Origin of the sequence: Micromonospora lutea, assembly GCF_016863535.1 — a bacterium.
Classification (GTDB): Bacteria; Actinomycetota; Actinomycetes; order Mycobacteriales; family Micromonosporaceae; genus Micromonospora; species Micromonospora lutea.
This window is the reverse complement of sequence record NZ_BOPB01000030.1, coordinates 1-20,624: the sequence shown is the minus strand read 5'-3', so window position 1 is coordinate 20,624 and position 20,624 is coordinate 1. Positions and strand designations below refer to the sequence as shown.

Sequence of the window (20,624 nt, the reverse complement as noted above, 5' to 3'; positions counted from 1 at the left end):
GCTACCCCGGGCCGGAGGCGGGAAAACCCCTGGTCGACCAGTTGGTGGACGTCGATCTGCGATGTCACACGACCGTCACATGTCGTGCGGCCGTGTGCCGCCGGGCCAGGTCAGGACAGCCGGGCCGGAGTCGGGACCGGGAGGGAGGCCGGCCTCAGGGCTTGTACGCGACGAGCCCGACGAAGGTGTGGTACGTGTCGCTCTGGCTCGGCGCGGTCTCGCCCGGCTCAGGTCGCCACTCGGCAAACGGGACCAGACCCGGCTCCAGCACCTCCAGGCCTTCGACGTAGGAGAGAATCTCCTCATCGGTACGCCAACGGCCGGTGCCGAGTGATTCGTTGAAGATGCGCTCGACCTCGCGCGCCTTGCGGGAGGCCTCCGGATCCCGCTCGCCGGGATCGCGGAAGTGGGAGATCGCGACGTAGCTGCCCGATGGCAGGGCATCGATCAGTCTCCTCGCCACCGACTTCGGGTCCTCGTCGTCCCGCAGGTGGTGCAGAATCCCGAAGAGCAGCAGCCCGACCGGGCGGCTGAAGTCCAGGAAGCGGCGCGTCTCCGGATGGTCCAGGATGGCCTCCGGCGACCGGATGTCGGCCTGCAACACCGTCGTGGTCCCCGCGTCGGCCAACAGTGCCCGCCCGTGCGCCAGCACGATCGGGTCGTTGTCGACGTAGACCACCCGCGACTGCGCGTTGTGCTGGGTGGCCACCTGGTGCACATTGCCCTGAGTGGGCAGGCCCGACCCGAGGTCGAGGAACTGGTCGATGCCCTGATCCGCAGCGAGGAACCGAACCACCCGACGCAGGAAGGCCCGGTTCGCCTGGGCCGCCTCCGGACCGTCTGGGGTGATGCGGAGCGCGTGCTCGGCGACGGCGCGGTCCACCGCGAAGTTGTCCTTACCACCGAGCATGAAGTCGTACACCCGGGCGACACTCGGCACGCTCATGTCGATCCCGGACGGTGCCGCCTCTTGACTCGCCACAGTTCGTCTCCTCGTCCACACCGGATCACGGTCGGCCGAACCGCTTGGCCGACGCCCGGACCATCCTAAGTGGTCCACCCCTGGTCGCGTACGCCCGCCGGTCAGCCTCAGCCCTGACAGGCATCGCGGAACGCGTCGGCGACCTCGACGACCGAGGGCTTCCGGCCCTATGACGCCTGACGGACGGGCAGGTCGGCCCGCCAGACCTCGGCAAGCTCGGCGAGGGAGACGTCCAGGGCCGCACTGAGGCCGACCACGGTGCCGAACGCCGGTGCGGGTAGGCGGCCCGCCTCGATCTTGCGCAGCGTCTCGGGAGAGATGCCGGCCGCCAGGGCCACGTCGACGAGGCTGCGGTCGGCCCGGGCGGCCCGCAGGGCGGCTCCGAGTCGCCGACCCGCGGCGATCTGTGCGGCGGTGAGCGGTTGGCGAACCATGCCAGCAGGATAGCCCTCTCAAGCAGCCCCGACACGGCATGGTATAAAAATACCGGCAAGGAGTGAGGGGGCTTCCGTGATCGAGCTCAAGTCGGCCGAGGAAATCGACCAGATGGCGGTGACCGGCCAGTTCGTGGGCGAACTACTCGCCGAGTTGCGCGGTGTCGCCGCGGTCGGCGTCAACCTGATGGACCTGGAGCATCACGCGCGCCGCCGGATCTCCGAACGCGGCGCCGAGTCCTGCTACTGGGACTACGCCCCCTCGTTCGGTCGCGGGCCGTTCCGCAACGTGCTGTGCCTGTCGGTCAACGACGCGGTGCTGCACGGCCTTCCGCACGACTATGTCCTGCGCGACGGCGACCTGCTCAGCATCGACATGGCGGTCGGCATCGACGGCTGGGTCGCCGACTCCGCACTCTCCGTCATTGTCGGCACCCCCGACCCGGCCGACCTGAAACTGATCGAGGCCACCGAGGTCGCGTTGGAGGCCGCCATCAACGCCGCCCAGCCCGGCGGACGCCTCGGCGACATCTCCGCCGCGATCGGCGAGGTGGCGCACTCCTACGGCTACCGGGTCAACTCCGAGTTCGGCGGACACGGCATCGGCCGCACCATGCACGAGGCCCCGCACGTGGCCAACAATGGTCGCCCCCGTCGCGGGCTGAAGCTCGACCCTGGCCTCACCATCGCCATCGAACCCTGGCTCTGCCGCTCCACGGACAAAATCAAGTACGACAAGGACGGCTGGACGATCCGGTCCGCCGACGGTTCGCGCACCGCCCACTCCGAGCACACGGTCGCCGTCACGGCTTCCGGCCCCCGGGTGCTGACCCGCCGTCCCGGCCACGGCACCGCCTCGGCCGACCCCACCGAGAGATCCGCTGCCGCTGGCTCCTCGTGAAGCTCTGCGGGCGGACCCGCTCTCACCGGTTCTCGTCCATCCGTAAGGCGGTCAGCCAGGCATGACCCGGATGCACCCGCCTCAGCAGCCGGGTCAGCGTCTCGCGTTGGACACCGGTCAGCAGCGGAAGGACGCCATCGAAGTCAGCCTGGTCCTTGGGGCGTACGTCCTTGGCCTTGAAGAGGAGAACCATCTCGGGGATCAGGTACGGAATCCGATCCGGGCTGTGCCGGATGATCTCGGCATAGGGCAATCTGATCGTCGGGTCCCGCCGACAGATCCACACCTCACCGTCGTGCGGCTCACGCATGACATCAAGCAGGTACTGTCCCGTCGCCGGTTCGCGTAGCCACGTCTGTCGCGTGGCACTGAGCACCTCCGGCGACGCCGCTTCCCAGATCCGCCCGGCACCGACCGCGTCGAAGGCGAACTCGGCAAAGCGCTCGCGTACCGTCGCGAACCGCCCCGCTGGCACACCGATCTCGATGTCGTGGTGCGTCCGGGTCTGCGTACCGCGGAACAGATCCAAGGCCCAGCCTGCCGCGACGTACCAGGGCAGGGCGATCCCGGCCAGGCGTCGTGCGACCTCATGCGGTGTCCAGCATGCCGCCCAGCGGGCGTCGAGAGCCTCGATATCGTCGGGCGACACCTCGACGCCGCCGTCAGGTGGCTGCTCTCCCACCCACCGACAATATCTCCGGGCGACGTGCCGGCGGCGGCCCTTCCCGGCCGGAACCGCCCGGAGCCGGTCAGCGGGTCGCCTGGGCTATCGGGGCGGCAGCACCCGGAACTCGTTGCCGTCGGGATCGGCGAGCAGGACGTGCCCGTCCTCGCCAACCTCGATCAGCGCGGCGCCGAGGGACACCAGCCGCTCGACCTCCGACTGTTGATCGCCGTGGACGGGTGGAGCGAGGTCGAAGCGCTGCCGGTTCCTGCCCTGTTTCGGCGGCACGGGCGGGCCTCCCCATGCGACCTTGGTGCCGCCGTTCGGTGACTGCACGGCGGTCTCCTGGTCCTGCTCCCACACGAGCGGCCAGCGCAGCGCCGCGCTCCAGAAGAGGCCGACGTCCCGGGTGCCCTCGCAGGCGATCTCGCCGAGGAGGCCGCAACCGGCGAGGAAGTTGTTGCCCGGCTCGATCACGCAGAACTCATTGCCTTCGGGGTCGGCCAGGACGATGTGTCCTTCCTCCGGGCGCTGCCCGAGGTCCAGGTGAGAGGCACCGAGAGCGAGCGCCCTCGCCACCGTCTGCTGCTGGTCGGCAGCGCTGTCGCTGGTGACGTGCAGATGCACGCGGTTCTTCTCCACCCGCTCCGTGTGGCTCTCCACGAACCGGAGGCCGAGCTGGGTGTCCGTGCCAGGCAGTGACGCGCCGTCGACATCATGGACAACCGCCCGGCCGAGCAGGGCGGCCCAGAACTGCGCCAACCGCAACGGTTGACTCGCATCGAAACACACCGCGACCAGCTGACACGTCATTGCGTCCCCCATCGTTGCCTGTCGGCGCAGACCATCCGCCGCCTGCCCCGATGGAGGATAAGCGCGATCGGCAGTAGGGCGCGCCGGAGGTCGACTGACGGATCTGCCAGCGCCAGCCCCGGGGGCTGTCGCTGGCAGATCCCTGATCGTGTCGGCCGCAGTGGGGGTCAGCAGCCGAGGCGCTTGGTGGAAAGGGCGATGTCGTCGATCCAGAGGTCGAAGGCGCCCGGGGTGGTGCCGCCCTGGTAGAGCTGCCAACCGATCTTCACGGTGTTCACCGTCGGGAGGATGAACGGCACGTCGTTGCCGCCGTGTTCGGTGGTGGAGGCGGTCAGCTCCGGGTTTGCCACCCCGTCGATCCAGACCGCGACGCGGTTGTCTGCCGGGTCGAGCTTCCACTCGAAGCACTGCCAGGTGTCCTCGACGACCGGGGCGGACTCCCGCCAGTTGGTCCAGTCACCGGTCGGCCCGCCGTCGGCGCCCACGCCCCAGAAGATTCCGGGGACAGTGGGTGCGTACTGTCCGCCGATCGGACGGACGATCTCCGAACTACCGGAGCCGGTCGCCTCCACAAGGGTGAAGTGCGCCCAGTCGGGGGCGGTCGGGAAGGCATCGACTCGCAGCCGCATCCGGCCGTAGAAACGGTTGCCCGGCGCGGCGAAGTCGTCGACCCGGAGGAAGGCACGCCCGTTGTCGACCGTGTGAATGTGCAACACCTGGTTGCCACGGTGCGCCCGTTCCACGGTGAGCGTGCCGTTACGTGTGTCGACGCCCCAGTTCAAAGTGCTGGCACCGCCGCGCGGCAGGCGCTCGAAGTCCTCGCAGAAGAGCATGTGTCGGGTGCAGGAGCCACGGTGGGAGGCACCCGCGGCATCGGACGGCACGCCGCCGACCGTCACGCCGACCATCAGGACGGTCAACGCGGCAATAATGTTGCGCATGTTTCCTCCATGAACTGATTTCTCCACACCGCGATGTGGCAAGGGCTGCGGCAGCCAACCCCCGTCCCGTGCAGCTTTCGACGACAACGGCGAAAGCCCTGGTGGAGCGGGGGTTCATCATTGGAGGCCGTTCATTTCCTCCGGCGGGCCGCGGACTTGGAAGCGTTCCCATATATAGCAGACGTTGAATCTCTGTTGTGTTCGGGCGCACTCGATGGACAAGGATGGGGGCCGCCCTCGCCTTTCCCTGAGGAGTACCAGCCATGACCGACATACGGATCACGCACATCGGCGGTCCGACCGTGCTGATCGAGATCGACGGCTGGCGGTTGCTCACCGATCCGACGTTCGACGCACCCGGTCGGACCTACCACTTCGGGTGGGGCACCGCGTCGCGCAAGGTCACCGGACCCGCGTTGCCAGCCGAGTCGCTCGGCGGCCTTGACGCCGTTCTGCTGACCCACGACCACCACGCGGACAACCTCGACGACGCCGGCCGGGCGCTGCTGCCGACGGCGGGCCGGATCGTCACCACCGTGGCCGGCAGCCGGCGACTCGGCACCGACGTCACCGGGCTGGCACCGTGGCAGCACACCACGCTCACGGCGTCCGATCGGCCGACCATCAAGATCACCGCCACTCCGTGCCGCCACGGCCCACCGCTGAGCCGGCCGGTCGTCGGCGAAGTGACCGGTTTCGTGCTGCGCTGGGCAGGCCAGCGGCACGGGCCGCTCTGGATCACCGGCGACACCGTGCTCTACAACGGGGTCCGTCAGGTCGCCGACCGGTTCGGCATCGGCACCGTCGTGTTGCACCTCGGGGCGGTACGGTTCGGCCTCACCGGTCCGCTGCGTTACACGATGACCGCTCAGGAGGGCGCCGAACTGTGCGGCCTGATCGGGCCCCGCACGGTGCTGCCGGTGCACTACGAGGGCTGGGGCCACTTCCGCGAAGGCCGACAGGCGATCGAGGCTGCCTTCGCGTCCGCCCCGCCCACGGTTCAGGAAAGCCTGCACTGGCTCACCCCCGGCACGGCCGCCTCCATCACGGTCTGACCCCGCAGATGGCGGCACCCCTCCCGCCGCCATCTGGCGTCACCCGCGCGCCGGGCTACAACCAGGTGGCCCACCAGGACGGATTACCCCCTGATCCGTCCTGGCCGCCGTTTTCCCGCGTCCGTCATCTCCGGTGGCCGCTCATCGCGGCCGGCAAGTTCGCGCAACAGGTCCGCCGCACGTCCCACTCCGCCGGCCTTGCGGCTCTGCTCACCCCAGTACCGGCTGCGCCGCCGAAAACCGTCCTCCGACAGCAGCCGGCGCAGTTTGCCGGCCACCTCGTCCGGATCCACCCGGGGCGGATGGTCGAGGGTCAACCCGACACCCGCGTCGACTGCCCGGGCAGCGATGTCGTAGCAGTCCAGCCAGAACGGGGTGAGCAGCATCGGCTGTCCGAAGTGAACACCTTCGTGGAAACCGTTCGCGCCACCGTGGCAGACGAAGGCCCGTACCCGCGGGTGGGCGAGCACGGCCAGTTGGGACGGTATCCACTGCTCGACCCGGACGTTCGCCGGCAACGGCCTGGTCAGCGCAGCGCGTTGCTCGGGCGGAAGCTTCCACAGCACCCGGTGCTCCGGGCCGATCCGGCCCAGCGCTTCGGCGAACGCGTCGAGTTGGGCGGCGGTGAGAGCGGCCAGGGTGCCCAGGCAGACGTAGACCACGCTGGGTTGCCGATCCAGCCAGTCGGTCAGTTCGTCGGCGGGTTGGTCGGGCGGGGTGATCTCCTCAGGCACCATCGCGCCCAGCAGGTGCAGGTGGTCCGGCGTGGGAAAGGGATACTCCAGCCCGAACACGGTGTAGCCGAAGACGGCGACCGCGGCGGCGGCGTACGTCGCGGGGTCACCCGACGCGTTGGCCAGCCCCTGGCCCCGTCGCCGCCAGGCCGGTCCGGCCACCGCGCGCAGCAGCGCCATCTGCAGCCGTACGCGGAACAGCACGTTGGTCAGTCGCTGTGCCCCGGTCAGCCGCCGTGGCAGCCCGGAGGTCGGCGTCGGGTAATCCCACGGCAGACGGCTCAGATAGGCGGCGCTGATCGGATACGGCACGCTCAACACGTAGGGCACGCCTGCGGTGGTGGCCGCGTCGAGCGCACCCAGGTTCATCACGTCGATGACCATCAGCCGGGGGCGGACCCGCTCGATGTGGGCGAGATTGCGCCGGTAGACCTGCGCGGTGGCGTCGGCCGTACGCGTGGTCCGGGCGAGTGCGGCCAGACCGGCGGTGGTACGCGGTCCCCGCGCCATCGCCGCGTACAGGTCGCCTTCGATCCGCACCGGCGTGTCGGCGCCGGGAAGATAGCGTAGCGGGCTGCCGAGCGCAGCCGCCTCGACCCGGCCCCGGCCCTCGACGTCGACGCTGAACCACAGGTCGGGTTCACCCCGTCGGGACATCTCCGCGGCGATGGTCAACAGCGGGTTGAGCTGCCCGGGATGAGACGGGCTGGCGAACATGATCGGTCTGCGGGGCGCGGCCCCGGCTGCTGCTGACACCCCTGCTCCTGACACGTCGATTCGCACGTCGGCATCCGGACCCGTCGGCTCCGGGGCCAGGGTCACGGCCTCAGGCGTACCGGCAGGTGGTCGTAGCCACGGAGCACGCGGGTCGATCGACGCCGGGGTGCGCCGTCCAACGCCAGATCCGGATAACGCTCGAACAAGCTGCGCAGTCCGATCTCCCCCTCCAGTCGGGCGAGGCTGGCGCCGAGGCAGTAGTGCGCCCCGCTGGAGAAGGCGAGATGGTCGCGCGCGTTGCCCCGGGTGACGTCGAAGCGGTCCGGGTCGGCGAAAACGGCCGGATCCCGGTTGGCCCCGCCCAACATCGGCACCACGATCTCGCCCTGGCGTAGCCGTACCCCGGCGACCTCGGTGTCGGAGCGGCAGTACCGGGCGGTCGTCTGCACCGGAGCGTCGTAGCGCAGGATCTCCTCCACCGCGTTGGGCCACCGACGCGGCTCGGCGCGCAGCAGGGCGAGCTGCTCGGGGTGGGCCAGCAGCAGCGCGGTACCGGTGCCGAGGAGGTTCACCGTCGTCTCGAAGCCGGCGGCCATCAGCAGACCGGCGAGGGCGACCAGTTCGTCCTCGGTCAACCGTTCGCCGTTGCTGTCCTGGTGCACCAGTTGGCTCAGCAGGTCGTCGCCAGGATCGGCGCGCAATCGCGCGAAGTGTCCCCGCAGCCAGACGTTGAGCTGCTGGATCGCCGTCTCCACGCGATGGTACTGGCCGAGGGAGAGCCCGAGGTCCAGCGCCGGGGAGATGGCCGAACCCCAGTCCAGGAAGCGTTGTCTTGACTGCGGCGGTACGCCGAGGATCTCCGCGATCACGGTGACCGGTAGCAGGCTGGCGTAGTGCGCGACCAGATCCACCGGTCCGCGCCGTGCGGCGTCCCGACCCAGTTCGTCGAGGAGGACGTCGCAGTGCCGCTCGACCTGGGGCCGCAGTCCCTCGATCGCCCGCGTGGTGAAGACCTTGACGACGAGCCGGCGGTAGCGGGTGTGCTCGGGTGGGTCGGTGACGAGCATCGACGGCGGATCGATCGGTCCGATCGGCTTTCCCCGCCGGCTCAACCGGCGCAGCAGCGCGATCGGGCGGGGCACCGGCAGCGTGCCCGGATGCACGCTGAACGCGTCGCCACGGAGCACCTCGGTGACCACGTCATGGCGGGTGGCGCTCCACATGAGGTGGCCACGGACGAGAGCACCGGTTCGGCGTACCTGGTGGTAGAACGGGTACGGATCCTCGCGGATCGCGGGGTCCAGGAATAGGCGTGCCTGGGTGTCGCCCCGACGTGCGGCGGCGGTGATGCCGAGCCGCATCAGCCCGTGCCGCGTCGCCCAGCGGAGAAGGACGCCGGGCCCCGCCACCGGCACTCCCCCCGCCCGGCGTGAAAAACCGGTCTCAGATCGCAAACCCGGTGCGCCCACCCGCCTCATTCCCTCACCCGAAAGCCGGCAACAGATCCCTACCCGCAGCGGTCGGCGTGCCCGAGACCGCGTCCGGTGACTCGCATTCGGTGCACCACCGTAGAGGTGATTTCCTGACACGCTCGATGCCTGACAGATATCGGAATGACGGCTGTGGTCGGGCGCTGCTCCTCGGCTACGCTCCCCCCGAAGTGATCAACGGGAGCGGCGATGGCGCAAGAGCGCCGCGCCAGAAATTACGCCACACATGTCAGGAACAGCCGCTGGGCACAGGCGGCTGACTCCACCTGACCGCCACCGCCGCTCGCCTCGTCCGTAGCGGCCAATGTCGACCGCAGCCGCACCACCTGCACATCGCCCCGGGCACGATCGCGAATGCCACCAACGTCCCAGGTCGGTGCGGTAGCGAGCGGAAAGGTAACGAGTGATCAATCCCGGCCGTACGCCGCTAACCACATACCAATCAGACATCTGGGTAGCAAGTCGTTTGTCCCCCGACCTTCCACAGTTCAACGTGTGTGGATGGGAACAGTTCGTCGGGCCACTCGACCACGAACTCCTGCTCGACTGCCTGCGGCAGGTCATAACGCTCAACGAGGCGTTGGGATTACGTTTCGACGAGGAAGACGGGCACCCCTTTCAATGGGTGGAGCCGGAACAGGCTGTGGTCGAGCTCCACGATTTCAGTGACGCCCCCGACCCCCACCAGGCATGCCATTCCTGGATGGCGAGCGCGTTCTCCCAGCCCTTCGAGCTGCACCGCAACCGGTTGTACCGGGTGGCCCTGCTGCGCGAGAGCGAGTCCGTTTCGTACGCGTACCTCAACGCCCACCACCTGGTCACCGACGGCTGGGGCGCGCGGCTGCTGCTGCGGCAGGTCTGCGCCGGGTACGCCGCCGCCGTCGCGGGAAGGACCACGGCGACGGGCCGGCGTCTCTCCTACCTGGACCTGGCGCGCGAGATGGCCGGCTACGCCGAATCGGTCCAGCGTAAACAGGACATCGAATACTTCCGTGCCTGCCTCGACGGGATCACTCCAGCGCTGTTCTCCACTCGGGCCAGCGGCCGCTACCGGACCGCACGGCACAGCTTCCCCCTGCGTCGGGAACTCGTCGACCGGATCCGGGCCACCGGTCAGTCGCCCTTCACCTACTTCGCGGCGGCCCTCGCGGTGTACCTCGGCCGGATCCACCGCACCGAACAGGTCGTGCTCGGCGTGCCGGTGCTCAACCGGAGCACGTACGCGCAGCGGCAGACCGTCGGCCATCTCGCCAACGAACTGCCGGTGCCGGTCGCGGTTCCCGGTACGCGGACGATGCCCGACCTGGTGGCCGAGCTGCAACGGACCCTGCGATCGATGCGTACCCATCAACGCCTGTCGCGGGGCGAACTGCTGCGCGAGGTCATCCCACCTGACGGACCCCGCCAGCTCTACGACGTGACCCTCTCCTGGCTGGGCTGGCCACGCCCGGAGTCGATCCCCGGCATCACCCACCGCACGTTGGGTGCCAGTCGGGTGCACGAGCAGAACGCCCTGGCCGTGCTCGTCAACGAGTACGACGACGGCACGTTGACGATCGATCTCGACTACTCCCGGGACGTGTTCGACGAGGACTTCGACGTCGAGGCGTTGGGCCGGCACCTCGACACCCTCATCGGCAATTCGCTCGACCGGCCCGACGAGCCCGTGGCCCGGATCCGGATGCTCACCGACGCCGAACTCGACCAGGTCACCGGCGCGCACGACCGCGAGGTGGGCCGGCCGACCGAGGCGACGCTGCACGGCCTGTTCGAGGAACAGGCCGCCCGGACACCCGACCGGATCGCCGTGGTGGTGGACGGTGCCGATGAGACCCTCAGCTACGCCGACCTCGACGCGCGAGCCAACCAGGTGGCGCAGGCGCTCCGTGCCGACGGCGTCGCCCGCGACGACCGGGTGGCCATCCTGGCCGAACGGGGAGCACCACTGCTCGCCGGGATCCTCGGCACCTTGAAGGCGGGCGGAGCGTACGTGCCCATCGATCCGGACCATCCGCCCGCCCGGATCCGGTACCTCCTCGCCGACAGCGGCGCGAAGGTCCTGCTGACCTCCGGTACGCAGGCAGCCTCGACGCGGGGCGACCTCGACGCCGTCTCCGGCCTGACCGTACGCCGCCTCGACGCGCTGGCGACCTACCCGAGCGTTCCGGTCGAACCGCTCGCCCGGCCCGACGACCTCGCGTACGTCATCTACACCTCCGGCTCGACCGGCGATCCCAAGGGCGTGATGATCGAACACCGTTCGGTGGTGAACCGGCTGGCCTGGATGCAGCGCCAATATCCCCTCGACCGCGCCGACGTGCTGGTGCAGAAGACCCCGATCTCGTTCGACGTGTCGGTGTGGGAACTGTTCTGGTGGGCGTTCGCGGGTGCCCGCCTCGTCCTGCCGCGTCCCGGGGCGCACCGGGATCCACACACGATGGTGACCACCGTGGCGCGGCACGGCGTGACGGTCATCCACTTCGTACCATCGATGTTCGGTCCGTTCCTCGACCTGCTGGCCCAGAAGCCGGAACTGCGTCAGCAGGCCGACTCGCTCCGGCTGGTCTTCGCGAGCGGTGAGGAACTGCCGGCCCGCCGGGTCGACCAGTTCCACCGCTTGTTCCACCGACCGCCCGGCACCGACCTGTCGGCCGGGGCCCGGCTGGTCAACCTGTACGGACCGACCGAGGCGACGGTCGACGTCACGCACCACGAGTGCCACCCCGATCCGGACCAGCCGACACGGCGGGTGCCGATCGGTCGCCCGATCGACAACGTCCGACTCTACGTACTCGGCCGGGACGACCAGCCGCAGCCGGTGGGGGCCCCCGGTGAACTCTGTGTCGCCGGGGTCGCGGTGGCTCGCGGCTACCTGGGACGCGCCGGTGACAGGGAGGCGGGCACCGGCGGCGAGTCGAACGTTGCCGCACGATTCGTCACCGACCCGGTGCGCGGCGAGGGTCGGATGTACCGCACCGGGGACCTCGCCCGGTGGCTCGCCGACGGCAGCCTCGAATATCTCGGCCGGCTCGACGGGCAGGTGAAGATCCGGGGCAACCGGGTCGAACCGGGTGAGATCCAGCAGGCGCTCGCCGCCGTCCCGGGCATCAGCGAGGCCGCGGTCATCGCCCGCACCGCGCCCGGTCGGGACCTCCACCTGGTCGGCTACTACGTGGCGGAGGCGGATCTCGATCCGGTACGGCTGCGGGGTCACCTGCTGCGTCACCTGCCGGACTTCATGGTTCCCGCCTTCTTCCGCCGACTCGATCGGATGCCTCTCACCCCGAACGGCAAGCTCGACGTCGCGGCGTTGCCCGCGCCGGTGGCGGGGCTGTCTCAGGGGTCGGCGCAGGACCCCCGCGACGACGTGGAGCGGACGCTCGCCACGATCTGGTCCCGGGTGCTGGATCTGCCGTCGGTCGGCATCCACCAGGATTACCACGCCATCGGCGGCGATTCGATCCTGGCGTTACGAATCCGCGCCGAGGCCGAGCGGCAGGGCCTGCACTTCACCCTCGCCGATCTCGCCGCACAACCGACCATCGCCGCGCTGGCGCAACATGCCCGGCGTACCGCGCCCGCCGACGCACCGCCCACCCCGTCCGCTGCGCCCGGCCCGTTCGCGCTCGTCTCCCCGCTCGACCGGGCCCGGCTCGGCGACGCGGAGGACGCGTTCCCCGCCACCGCGCTCCAACTCGGGCTGCTCTACCACAGCAGCGAGCACGAGACGGCCACCGCCTACCACGACGTCTTCCGCTACTCGGTGCGGATGCCGTGGCACGAGGAGGCGTTCCGCACGGCGTACGACCGGCTCGTCACCCGGCATCCGGGCCTGCGCTCCGCCTTCGACGTCGGCGGCTTCACCGAACCGCTGCAGATCGTGCACGCCCGGGTGGCCGGCGGCCTCGATGTCGCCGATCTGCGTACCCTGGATCCGGATGCCGCCCGTGCCGAGGTGTCGGCCCACATGTGGCAGCGCCGCCGCCACCGGTACGCCTTCGACCAGCCGCCGCTGTTCCTGTTCCGGGTGCACCTGCTCCCGTCCGACGTGGTCGAGTTGGTGTTCAGCTTCCACCACGTGCTCCTGGACGGCTGGAGCGTCGCCACCGTCGTCGGTGATCTGTTCCGCGACTACCTGCACCTGATCGGTGCCGGCATCGACGCGGTCGCCGAGACGGCGCTGCCCAACCCGGCCGGGTACGTCGTCGAGGAACGTCACGCGCTCGCCTCAGCCTCGGCCCGACGGTTCTGGGCCGACCGGCTGGACGGCGCCGAGCTGACCCAGCTCGACGGCTTCCGTCCGTACGAGCCGCCGGCCGACGACGAGTCGGCGGTGCACATGGTCGGCCTGCCGGTGGGCCTGGAGCAGCGGCTACGCGCCTTCGCCCAGGATCACGGGCTTCCGCTGAAATCGGTGTTCCTCGCCGCCTACTGCCTGACGCTGCGGCTGTACTCCGGTGCCACGGACGTGACCGTCGGACTGGTCACCCACGGTCGTCCGGAACAGGTCGGGGCGGAGCGGCTGGCCGGACTCTTCCTCAACACGGTGCCGCTGCGGCTACGGTCCGGACCCTCCTCCTGGTTGGAGTCGGTCCGGGAGGTGTACCGGTGGGAGCAGGAGTGCCAGCCGTACCGGCGTTATCCACTGCACGCCATCCAGCAGGATCGAGGTGGCCGCCCGGTTTTCGAACTGGCCTTCAACTACGTGCACATGCATGTCCTGGCACCGCTGCTCGACCTTCCCACGATCGAACCGCTCGATTTCGACGCCTGGGAGGAGACCAACTTCGCGTTGTTGTGGAACGTCTTCGTCCATCCGACGGGGCAGCGCATCTCACTACGGATCGACGCGGACCGTCGGACGTTCACCCGGGCGCAGATCGACCTGATCGCCGACACGTACCTCCGGATACTCGCCCGGATCATCGACGAGCCGGACGCGGCACCGGACTTCGGGTTCCTGGTTCCGGCCCGGCCGGTGGGCACCGGTGGGCCGGTCACGACGACGATCGAGGTCCGCAAGGACGCCGTCCGTCGCCTCGCCGAGCACGTGCACCGTACGCCGAATGCCGTCGCGGTCGCCGCCGGCCACCGTCGGTGGACGTACGCGCGGTTGCAGCAGGAGGTCGACCGGATCGCGTACGCGCTGGTCCACGCCGGGGTGCGCCCGGGTGACCTGGTCGGGATCGCGGTGGGCCGCTCCCCCGAGATGATCGCGTCGGTCTACGGCGTCGCCCGCGCCGGAGCGGGCTGCGTGCCGCTGGACGTGACCTACCCGCCGGACCGGATCGCGACGATGCTCGCCCAGGCGCGACCGGTCCGGGTCATCGCGGACCGGTCGCACGCCGACCTGGTGGGCGAGCCCGAGAGGGTGCTGGTCGTGGAGGATCTCCTCGCCCCGTCGCGGGTCGTCACACCGGTCCCACTGCCCCGGAGCCGGCCGGACGACCTGCTCTACGTGCTCTTCACCTCCGGTTCCACCGGCGTACCGAAGGCGGTGGCGATGTCCCACGCCGCCTTCGAGAACCATCAGGCGTGGCAGACGGAAGCGGTCAGCGCGGCGGCCGGCGGCGTCACCCTCCAGTTCGCACCGCTCAGTTTCGACGTGTCGTTCCAGGAGATCTTCACCACGATCGGTGCCGGCGGCACGCTTCAGATCATCGATGAGCGGCAGCGGCGGGACGTCTCGGAGCTGCTGCGCCTGCTCGACCGGGAATCCGTCGAGCGGGTCGCCCTGCCGTACGTGGTGCTCCAGCAACTCGCCGAAGCCGCGGTGACGCTCGGGATCCAGCCCCGTGCGTTGCGAGTGGTGATCTCATCGGGCGAACAGCTGCGGGTGACCGACGAGATCCGGCGATTCGTCGCGGCCCTGCCGGCCGGCGCGGTCCTGGAGAACCAGTACGGACCGACCGAGACGCACGTCGTCACCGCGTACCCGATGACCGGCGACCCGGACCGTTTCCCGAATCTGCCACCGATCGGGCCGGCGATTCCCGGAGTCGAGCTGTACCTGTTGGACGAACGGATGCGGCCGGTGCCGACCGGGGTCGCCGGCGAGCTGTACCTCGGCGGCGTCCAGGTGGCGCGGGGCTTCCACCGGCAGCCCGGACTGACCGGTCAACGGTTCGTGCCCAACCCGTTCGGTGCGCCCGGCGAGCGGATCTACCGCACCGGCGACCTGGCCCGGGTGCTACCCAACGGCGACCTGGTGTGGCTCGCGCGCACCGACACCCAGACCAAGATCCGGGGGTTCCGGGTGGAACCGCTCGAAGCCGAACTAGCGATCATGAAGCTGGCCGCGGACCACCCCGGAATCCGCGAGGCCGCGGTGGTGGCTCGACGCCGGGACGACACCGACGCCTTCCTGGCCGCCTTCCTCGTCGGGGACCAGACCCGGGCCGATCTCACCGACCTGCGCCGACGGCTGCGGGAGAAGCTGCCCGAACACCTGGTGCCCAGCCACGTCCAATGGCTGCCGGAGATGCCGCTGACCGCCAGCGGCAAACGCGACGACCAGCGCCTGCGCGAGCTTCCGCTCCGCGTGGAAACCGCCCGGCAGACGGCAGCACCCCGCGACCGGTACGAGCGTGTCCTCGCGGAGATCGTCGCGGACCTGCTTCACCTGCCGCACGTCGACGTCGAACACAACATGTTCGAGTTGGGCGCCACCTCGCTCACCGCGATGCGCCTGGTCACGCTCATCGAGAAACGGTACGGCGTGGCCGTGCCGGTCGCGGCGTTCGTCACCGCGCCGACCGTGTCCCACCTCGCCGCACTGCTCCGCGCGGGTGGGGCGGACCCGACGTCGGTCGACCCGGTGGTGCCGATCCGCACCGGTGGCGACCGACCGCCGCTGTTCCTCGTGCACCCGATCGGCGGCAACGTGCTGTGCTACCTCCCGCTCGCCCGACACCTGCCCCGGGAGCAGCCCGTCCACGCACTCCAGGCGGCCGGCCTCACCGCCGGGACGGAGCCGCTACGGTCCGTGCCGGCGCTGGCGGCCAGCTACCTCGCGGCGATCCGCCGGGTCCAGCCGACCGGGCCGTACACGATAGGCGGCTGGTCGTTCGGTGGTGTGGTGGCCTTCGAAATGGCGCGGCAACTCAACAACGCGGCCCGCCGGCTCGATCCCACCGGCGCCAGGCCGGTCGACCAGTTGATCCTTATCGACCCCATCGCCCGACGGTCCGACGAGCCCGTGCCGGTGACCGACGACGTGCTGCTCGACTGGTTCTTCTGGGAGCTGATGCCGCTCGACCAGGACCGGCCGGCGCTGGCGCCGATTCCGTCGAATCTGGCGTCGCCTCAGCAGCGTCTGGACTTCGTCGCCCGCCGGGCCGGTGCCGCCGGGATACTCCGGCCGGGTGACTCGCCGGCGGCGGTACGTCGACTGTTCGAGGTGTTCAAGGCCAACTGGGAGGCGATCATCGACTACCGTCCCGAGGTCGTCGACCAGGACATCACCCTGCTGCGGGCCTCCGAACCGTTGCCGCCCCTGCTCAAGCCCATGCACGACCTCGCCGGCACGCTGCACCTCGACCCGCGCAACGGGTGGGGTGAACTGACCACGGGTCGGCTCGACGTGCTCGACGTGCCCGGTGACCATCTGGCCCTGATGGACCCACCACATGTGGTGGACGTTGCCCACCGGATAACCGAACTCCTGGCCGGCTCCACCACGCCCGCGACCGGCCGGACCAGTTCCAGCCCGGTGGGCGGCCGTCGGTGACGGCGGTGGGAAAGCGGGCGCGACGGCGTCCCAAGGCACTCATCATGGGCGCGGGCATCGGCGGGATGGCCGCCGCCGCCACCCTGCGCCGCGTCGGTGTCGACGTGGAAATCTACGAACGTGCCGGTGATCTGCGGCCCGGCGGATCGGCGCTGTCGCTGGGTGCCAACGCACGCGTCGCGCTGCGCACCCTCGACCTCGACCTTGACGTCGAGCGGCGAGGTCGGGTCTACCCGGCGCTGCGGCTGTGCACCGCAACCGGTGATCCGATCAGGACCGTGCCGTTCACGCGGATCGGTGACCGACTCGGAGCACAGAACGTCGCCATCCACCGCGCCGACCTGCATCAGGCCCTGGTCGCCGCCGCCGGCGACCCACCGGTGCGGCTGGGCGCCACCGCCCGACGGTTCGAGGTGACCGGAGACCGCGTCCGGGTCGAGTTCCGGGAAGGACAGACCGCCGAGGGTGACCTGCTCATCGGCGCCGACGGGTTCCATTCGGCCGTTCGCCGGCAGGTAGCCGGCCCCGAGCGACCCCGCGAACCCGGGTACGTCTGCTGGCTCGCCACCGTCGGGCTGCGGCACCCGAGGATCCGGGACGGCTACGCCGCCCACTACTGGGGCCGGGGCCAGCGGTTCGGCCTGGTGCAACTCGACGGCGACCAGGTCTACTGGTGGGGCACGTTGAACATGACGCCGGCCGCGGCTCGCGGCTGGTCCGGTGGCAAGGCCGACATCGAGCGGGCGTACGCCGGCTGGGCCGAGGAGGTCCGGGCCGCTGTCACCAGCACGCCCGAATCGGCGATCATCAGCGTGCCGGCCCGGGACCGGCCGTTCCTCGAACGGTGGGGTCACGGGCCGGTGACGCTGCTCGGTGACGCGGCGCACCCGATGTTGCCGAGCCTCGCCCAGGGCGCGGCGCTGACCATCGAGGACGCCGTCGTGCTCGCGCACTGTCTCCGTGACGCGGTCGACCTGCCGCAGGCGCTCCGGCGATACGAGGCCGCGCGACGCGAGCGGACCCGGTGGATGGTCCGGGAGGCGTACTCGCTCAGTCGGGTCGAGCAGTGGGCCCACCCGATCGCCGACCTGACCCGTCGCCTCTACCTGCGCTGGTTGCCCGATCGCCTCCTCGACCGGCGCAACGAGATCGCGCTCACCTTCCCCGGCTGCCCGGCCTCGGCGGTGACCCCGCAATGACCGCACAGACGACCGAGGTGCGACGGACGTTGAGTCCGCTCGAACGCTGGTACTGGATCGCCGACCAGGTGTCACCACTCAACGTGGTCGCCCACGTCCGGGTACGCGGGCCGCTGCCGGCCACGCTGCTGCATGCCGCGCTGCATCACCTACGCCGGCGGCACCCGCTGCTGCGGGTGGCGATCGCCGCCGGCCCGGACGGGCGACGCCCCCGGTTCGTGCCGACCGACCTGCCGATACCACTGCACCAGGTGAGCGACGACGAACCGCCGACCGATGGGACACCGGGCTGGGTACGGCGGGTCAACGAACACGAGTTGGTCGACCGGGTCGACTGGCGCAACGGTCCGCTGTGCCGGGCCGTGCTGCTGACCCGGGCCTCGACCCCGGGCAGGCCCGACGACGAGGTGCACGATCTGCTGCTGACCATGCCGCACTGCGTGGCCGACGGCACGACCGTGCTCTCGCTGCTCCGGCAGTGGATCGAACTCGCCGGGCAGGCGTACTCCGCCGCCGGGAAGATCGACCTGCCGGAGCGTGCCGAGTCGGCCGGGCCGGACCCGACGGGCGCGTCGGGTGAGCCGGCGCTACCGGCGTGCGAGGCGATGTTCCCTCGCCGCTACCGGGGCCTGGTCGGGGTGCTGCGGCTGCGGTGGCTGCTGGTCCGGGAGTTGTACCGGACGCACCGTCACCGCCCGGTCCGGGTGGTGCCGAGCACCTTCGTGCCGTTCGCCGAACGGCGTACCCGGCTGCTCGCCCGGCGCCTCACCTCGGAACAGGTTGAGGCGCTGGTGGCGGCCTGTCGCCGAGAGGGGACCACGGTGCACGGCGCGCTCGCGGCCGCGATGGTGCTGGCCGTCGCCACCGAGACCGGTTCACCGGCGTCGGGACACGTGACGATCGGCTCCCCGGTGACCTTCCGCGACGCGCTGGAACCCGCCGTGTCCGACCGGGCCGTGGGGACGTACGTCGCCACCGTGCCGACCTTCGTCAGGTACCGGCCAGGGGTCTCCCTCTGGCAGCTCGCTCGTTCGATCAGCGACGACCTCACGGTCCGTCGCCGAAGGGGCAGCCACTTCGCCATGGTCGATCTGGTCGGGCTCACCAGCCCGGAATCGGTCACCGCCAGCAGGCGATTCATCGAGATGATGGAACGGAGCGGCCCGGTGAACCTGTGCCTGTCCAACATCGGTCGGTACGACTTCCCGGACCGGATCGGGCCGTGGCTGCTCTCCGACGCCCAGTTCGTCGCCGGGCTCTCCGTGTGCGGCTACCTGGTTTCCACCGTGAACACCAGCCACGGCCGACTGTTCTGGAACTTCACCTACGTGCCCGACGCGCTGCCCCCGCAGCGGGCGATCGACCTGGTGGAGGCGAGCGTCGACGCGGCGCTCGGCGCGATCGGCTGCCGGCCGGAGCGGAGTCGACTGTGATCAGGCGAGCGGGGCGGGTCGCGCCGACGGGTCGCACGGTGGTGATCACCGGCGCGTCGTCCGGCCTCGGCAGGGAGGCGGCGCTGCACCTGGAACGGATCGGCTTCCAGGTCTACGCCGGGGTACGCACCACGGCGGACGGCGAGCGACTGCTCGCGGACTCCTCCGCGGGCCGCCTGCATCCGCTGCGCGTCGACGTGACCGAGCCGACGCAGATCCGGCAGGCGGTTGCCGAGGTGACCGGACGGGTCGGCGGTGTCGGGCTCTGGGGACTGGTGAACAACGCCGGCATCGCCCAGCCCGGGCCGTTGGAGTGTCTGTCCGGTGAGCGGTTCCAGCGCCAGTTGACGACGAACGTGATCGGGCAGTTCGAGACGATCCAGGGGTACCTGCCGCTGCTGCGCGCCGCTCGGGGGCGGATCGTGAACGTCACCTCGGGACTCGGTCGGGTCGCGCTGCCGTACCTGGGCGCGTACGCGGCGGCACAGTTCGCCAAGGAGGCGCTCAGCGACAGTCTGCGGCGCGAGTTGCGGCCGTTCGGCGTGACGGTCAGCGTGGTGCAGCCGGGCGCGATCCGTACCCCCATCTGGGAGAAGCTCGACCAGGCCGGTGAGGACGTCATCGACGCTGCGCCCGAGCCGATCGCGGCGTTGTATCGGGGGCCGTTCCGGGCCTTCCTGCACCGCAACGCGCGCCAGGTGCAGCGGAGCAGAACCACACCCCAGCAGTACGCCCGGACGGTGGCCCGTGCCCTCACCGTGGCTCGACCGAGGATCCGGTACCCGGTCGGCTCCGACGTGCGCCTCGCGAGCCTGGCGGCCCGGCTGGTGCCGGACAACCTGATCGATCGGAGCCTGACCGCGCTCGTCCGGCCGCGCGACGGCTGAGCCCGCCACGAACCGATCACCCAAGACCCGAACCGAACCGTGACGACCGACCCGAGAGGCGGCCACCGTGGAGACCGATCAGCAGAACCGGGCGCGCCTGCAGGCGCTGTTCGCCCGCAATCTCGACTACATCACCGAGGGACGGATCCGCGAATGGGTGGAGCTGTTCGACCGGGACGGAGTGTTGGAGTTCCCGTACCCGCCACCGGGTGTCCGGTCCCGGTTCGTCGGGCACCACGAGTTGTACGAGCACATGAAGGACTTCCCGAAACAGTTCGACGTCCGGTTCACCGACCTCACCTTCCACGAGACGACCGATCCTGACCTGGTCATCGCCGAGTTCGTGGGCAAGGGCAGGGGTGTGGTCACCAAACGACCGTTCCACCAGGTCTACATCTCCGTCGTCCGTTTCCGGAACGGCAGGATCGTCCACTTCCGGGACTTCTGGAACCCGTTGGTGACGATCCGCACCGCCGCCACGCTCGGTCACGTGTGGCGCGGCCTCGTCGACCTGGTGCGTACGCGTCGACGCGCAGAGCCGTCGAGTCGTCCGTGACGTGACCGCATCGGACGCCAGGTGACGACGCGGCACGACGCATCCTGGTCCGGACACTGGCAGGTGTCCGGACCAGGATCCGGGTCTGG

At 70.2% G+C, this 20,624-nt stretch carries 14 protein-coding genes; 7 read left to right on the top strand and 7 right to left on the bottom strand.

Annotation, left to right across the window (positions count from 1 at the left end; translation table 11 throughout):
* Positions 1-154: 154 nt before the first annotated feature.
* Together Vlu01_RS23540 and Vlu01_RS23535 are read right to left on the bottom strand one after the other, a co-directional pair.
* The gene (locus Vlu01_RS23540; protein WP_204003358.1) at positions 155-982 is read right to left on the bottom strand and encodes an SAM-dependent methyltransferase; all 828 of its coding nucleotides are present in this window, start codon (positions 980-982) and stop codon (positions 155-157) included.
* 167 nt (positions 983-1,149) lie between these two features.
* Positions 1,150-1,416 carry a helix-turn-helix domain-containing protein gene (locus Vlu01_RS23535; protein WP_204003357.1) on the bottom strand — a complete coding sequence of 89 codons (267 nt, stop codon included), beginning with the start codon at positions 1,414-1,416 and terminating at the stop codon, positions 1,150-1,152.
* Between the two features lie 76 nt (positions 1,417-1,492).
* Here Vlu01_RS23535 and map point away from each other — a divergent pair, with 76 nt between their 5' ends.
* On the top strand, positions 1,493-2,317 hold the full coding sequence (map, locus tag Vlu01_RS23530) for a type I methionyl aminopeptidase (RefSeq protein ID WP_204003355.1): 825 nt from the start codon (positions 1,493-1,495) through the stop codon (positions 2,315-2,317).
* Between the two features lie 22 nt (positions 2,318-2,339).
* Here the strand turns inward: map and Vlu01_RS23525 are convergent, their stop codons facing one another.
* The 3 genes from Vlu01_RS23525 to Vlu01_RS23515 all read right to left on the bottom strand — a co-directional run bounded on the left by Vlu01_RS23525 (position 2,340) and on the right by Vlu01_RS23515 (position 4,735).
* A complete protein-coding gene (locus Vlu01_RS23525) occupies positions 2,340-2,999 on the bottom strand; it encodes a nucleotidyltransferase domain-containing protein (protein ID WP_204003353.1) in 660 nt (219 codons plus the stop codon).
* Between the two features lie 84 nt (positions 3,000-3,083).
* Entirely contained in the window at positions 3,084-3,794 is a 711-nt protein-coding gene (locus tag Vlu01_RS23520; RefSeq protein WP_204003351.1) for a VOC family protein, read from the bottom strand.
* Positions 3,795-3,961: 167 nt separating this feature from the next.
* A complete protein-coding gene (locus tag Vlu01_RS23515; RefSeq protein WP_204003348.1) occupies positions 3,962-4,735 on the bottom strand; it encodes a hypothetical protein in 774 nt (257 codons plus the stop codon).
* 263 nt (positions 4,736-4,998) lie between these two features.
* Here Vlu01_RS23515 and Vlu01_RS23510 point away from each other — a divergent pair, with 263 nt between their 5' ends.
* Complete coding sequence (locus Vlu01_RS23510) at positions 4,999-5,790, top strand: MBL fold metallo-hydrolase (RefSeq protein WP_204003346.1); 792 nt, start codon at positions 4,999-5,001, stop codon at positions 5,788-5,790.
* Positions 5,791-5,873: 83 nt separating this feature from the next.
* Here Vlu01_RS23510 and Vlu01_RS23505 read toward each other — a convergent pair whose 3' ends face one another.
* Positions 5,874-7,280 (bottom strand): glycosyltransferase, encoded by a 1,407-nt coding sequence (locus Vlu01_RS23505; protein WP_204003344.1) that lies wholly within the window; start codon positions 7,278-7,280, stop codon positions 5,874-5,876.
* Between the two features lie 62 nt (positions 7,281-7,342).
* Entirely contained in the window at positions 7,343-8,650 is a 1,308-nt protein-coding gene (locus Vlu01_RS23500) for a cytochrome P450 (protein ID WP_204003342.1), read from the bottom strand.
* A 484-nt stretch (positions 8,651-9,134) separates the two neighbouring features.
* On the opposite strand from Vlu01_RS23500, the gene Vlu01_RS23495 reads away from it, so the two are divergent.
* The 5 genes from Vlu01_RS23495 (at position 9,135) to Vlu01_RS23475 (ending at position 20,535) form a co-directional block, all read left to right on the top strand.
* Positions 9,135-16,460 (top strand): non-ribosomal peptide synthetase, encoded by a 7,326-nt coding sequence (locus Vlu01_RS23495; protein ID WP_204003339.1) that lies wholly within the window; start codon positions 9,135-9,137, stop codon positions 16,458-16,460.
* Between the two features lie 5 nt (positions 16,461-16,465).
* Positions 16,466-17,659: an FAD-dependent monooxygenase gene (locus tag Vlu01_RS23490; protein ID WP_204003336.1), complete on the top strand. Its 1,194-nt coding sequence runs from the start codon at positions 16,466-16,468 to the stop codon at positions 17,657-17,659.
* Positions 17,656-19,092: a phthiocerol/phthiodiolone dimycocerosyl transferase family protein gene (locus Vlu01_RS23485; protein WP_204003334.1), complete on the top strand. Its 1,437-nt coding sequence runs from the start codon at positions 17,656-17,658 to the stop codon at positions 19,090-19,092. The genes Vlu01_RS23490 and Vlu01_RS23485 overlap by 4 nt, the downstream gene beginning before the upstream one ends.
* The gene (locus tag Vlu01_RS23480; protein ID WP_204003333.1) at positions 19,089-19,979 is read left to right on the top strand and encodes an SDR family oxidoreductase; all 891 of its coding nucleotides are present in this window, start codon (positions 19,089-19,091) and stop codon (positions 19,977-19,979) included. Before Vlu01_RS23485 ends, Vlu01_RS23480 begins: the two co-directional genes overlap by 4 nt.
* Positions 19,980-20,046: 67 nt before the next feature.
* Positions 20,047-20,535 carry a nuclear transport factor 2 family protein gene (locus tag Vlu01_RS23475; protein ID WP_204003332.1) on the top strand — a complete coding sequence of 163 codons (489 nt, stop codon included), beginning with the start codon at positions 20,047-20,049 and terminating at the stop codon, positions 20,533-20,535.
* Positions 20,536-20,624: the final 89 nt, after the last annotated feature.

Excerpts from the sequence above, each read along its gene's own strand:
- Vlu01_RS23535 (WP_204003357.1), bottom strand. The coding sequence starts at position 1,416 with ATGGTTCGCCAACCGCTCACCGCCGCACAGATCGCCGCGGGTCGGCGA.
- Vlu01_RS23520 (WP_204003351.1), bottom strand. The coding sequence starts at position 3,794 with ATGACGTGTCAGCTGGTCGCGGTGTGTTTCGATGCGAGTCAACCGTTG.
- Vlu01_RS23515 (WP_204003348.1), bottom strand. The coding sequence starts at position 4,735 with ATGCGCAACATTATTGCCGCGTTGACCGTCCTGATGGTCGGCGTGACG.
- Vlu01_RS23510 (WP_204003346.1), top strand. The coding sequence starts at position 4,999 with ATGACCGACATACGGATCACGCACATCGGCGGTCCGACCGTGCTGATC.
- Vlu01_RS23485 (WP_204003334.1), top strand. The coding sequence starts at position 17,656 with ATGACCGCACAGACGACCGAGGTGCGACGGACGTTGAGTCCGCTCGAA.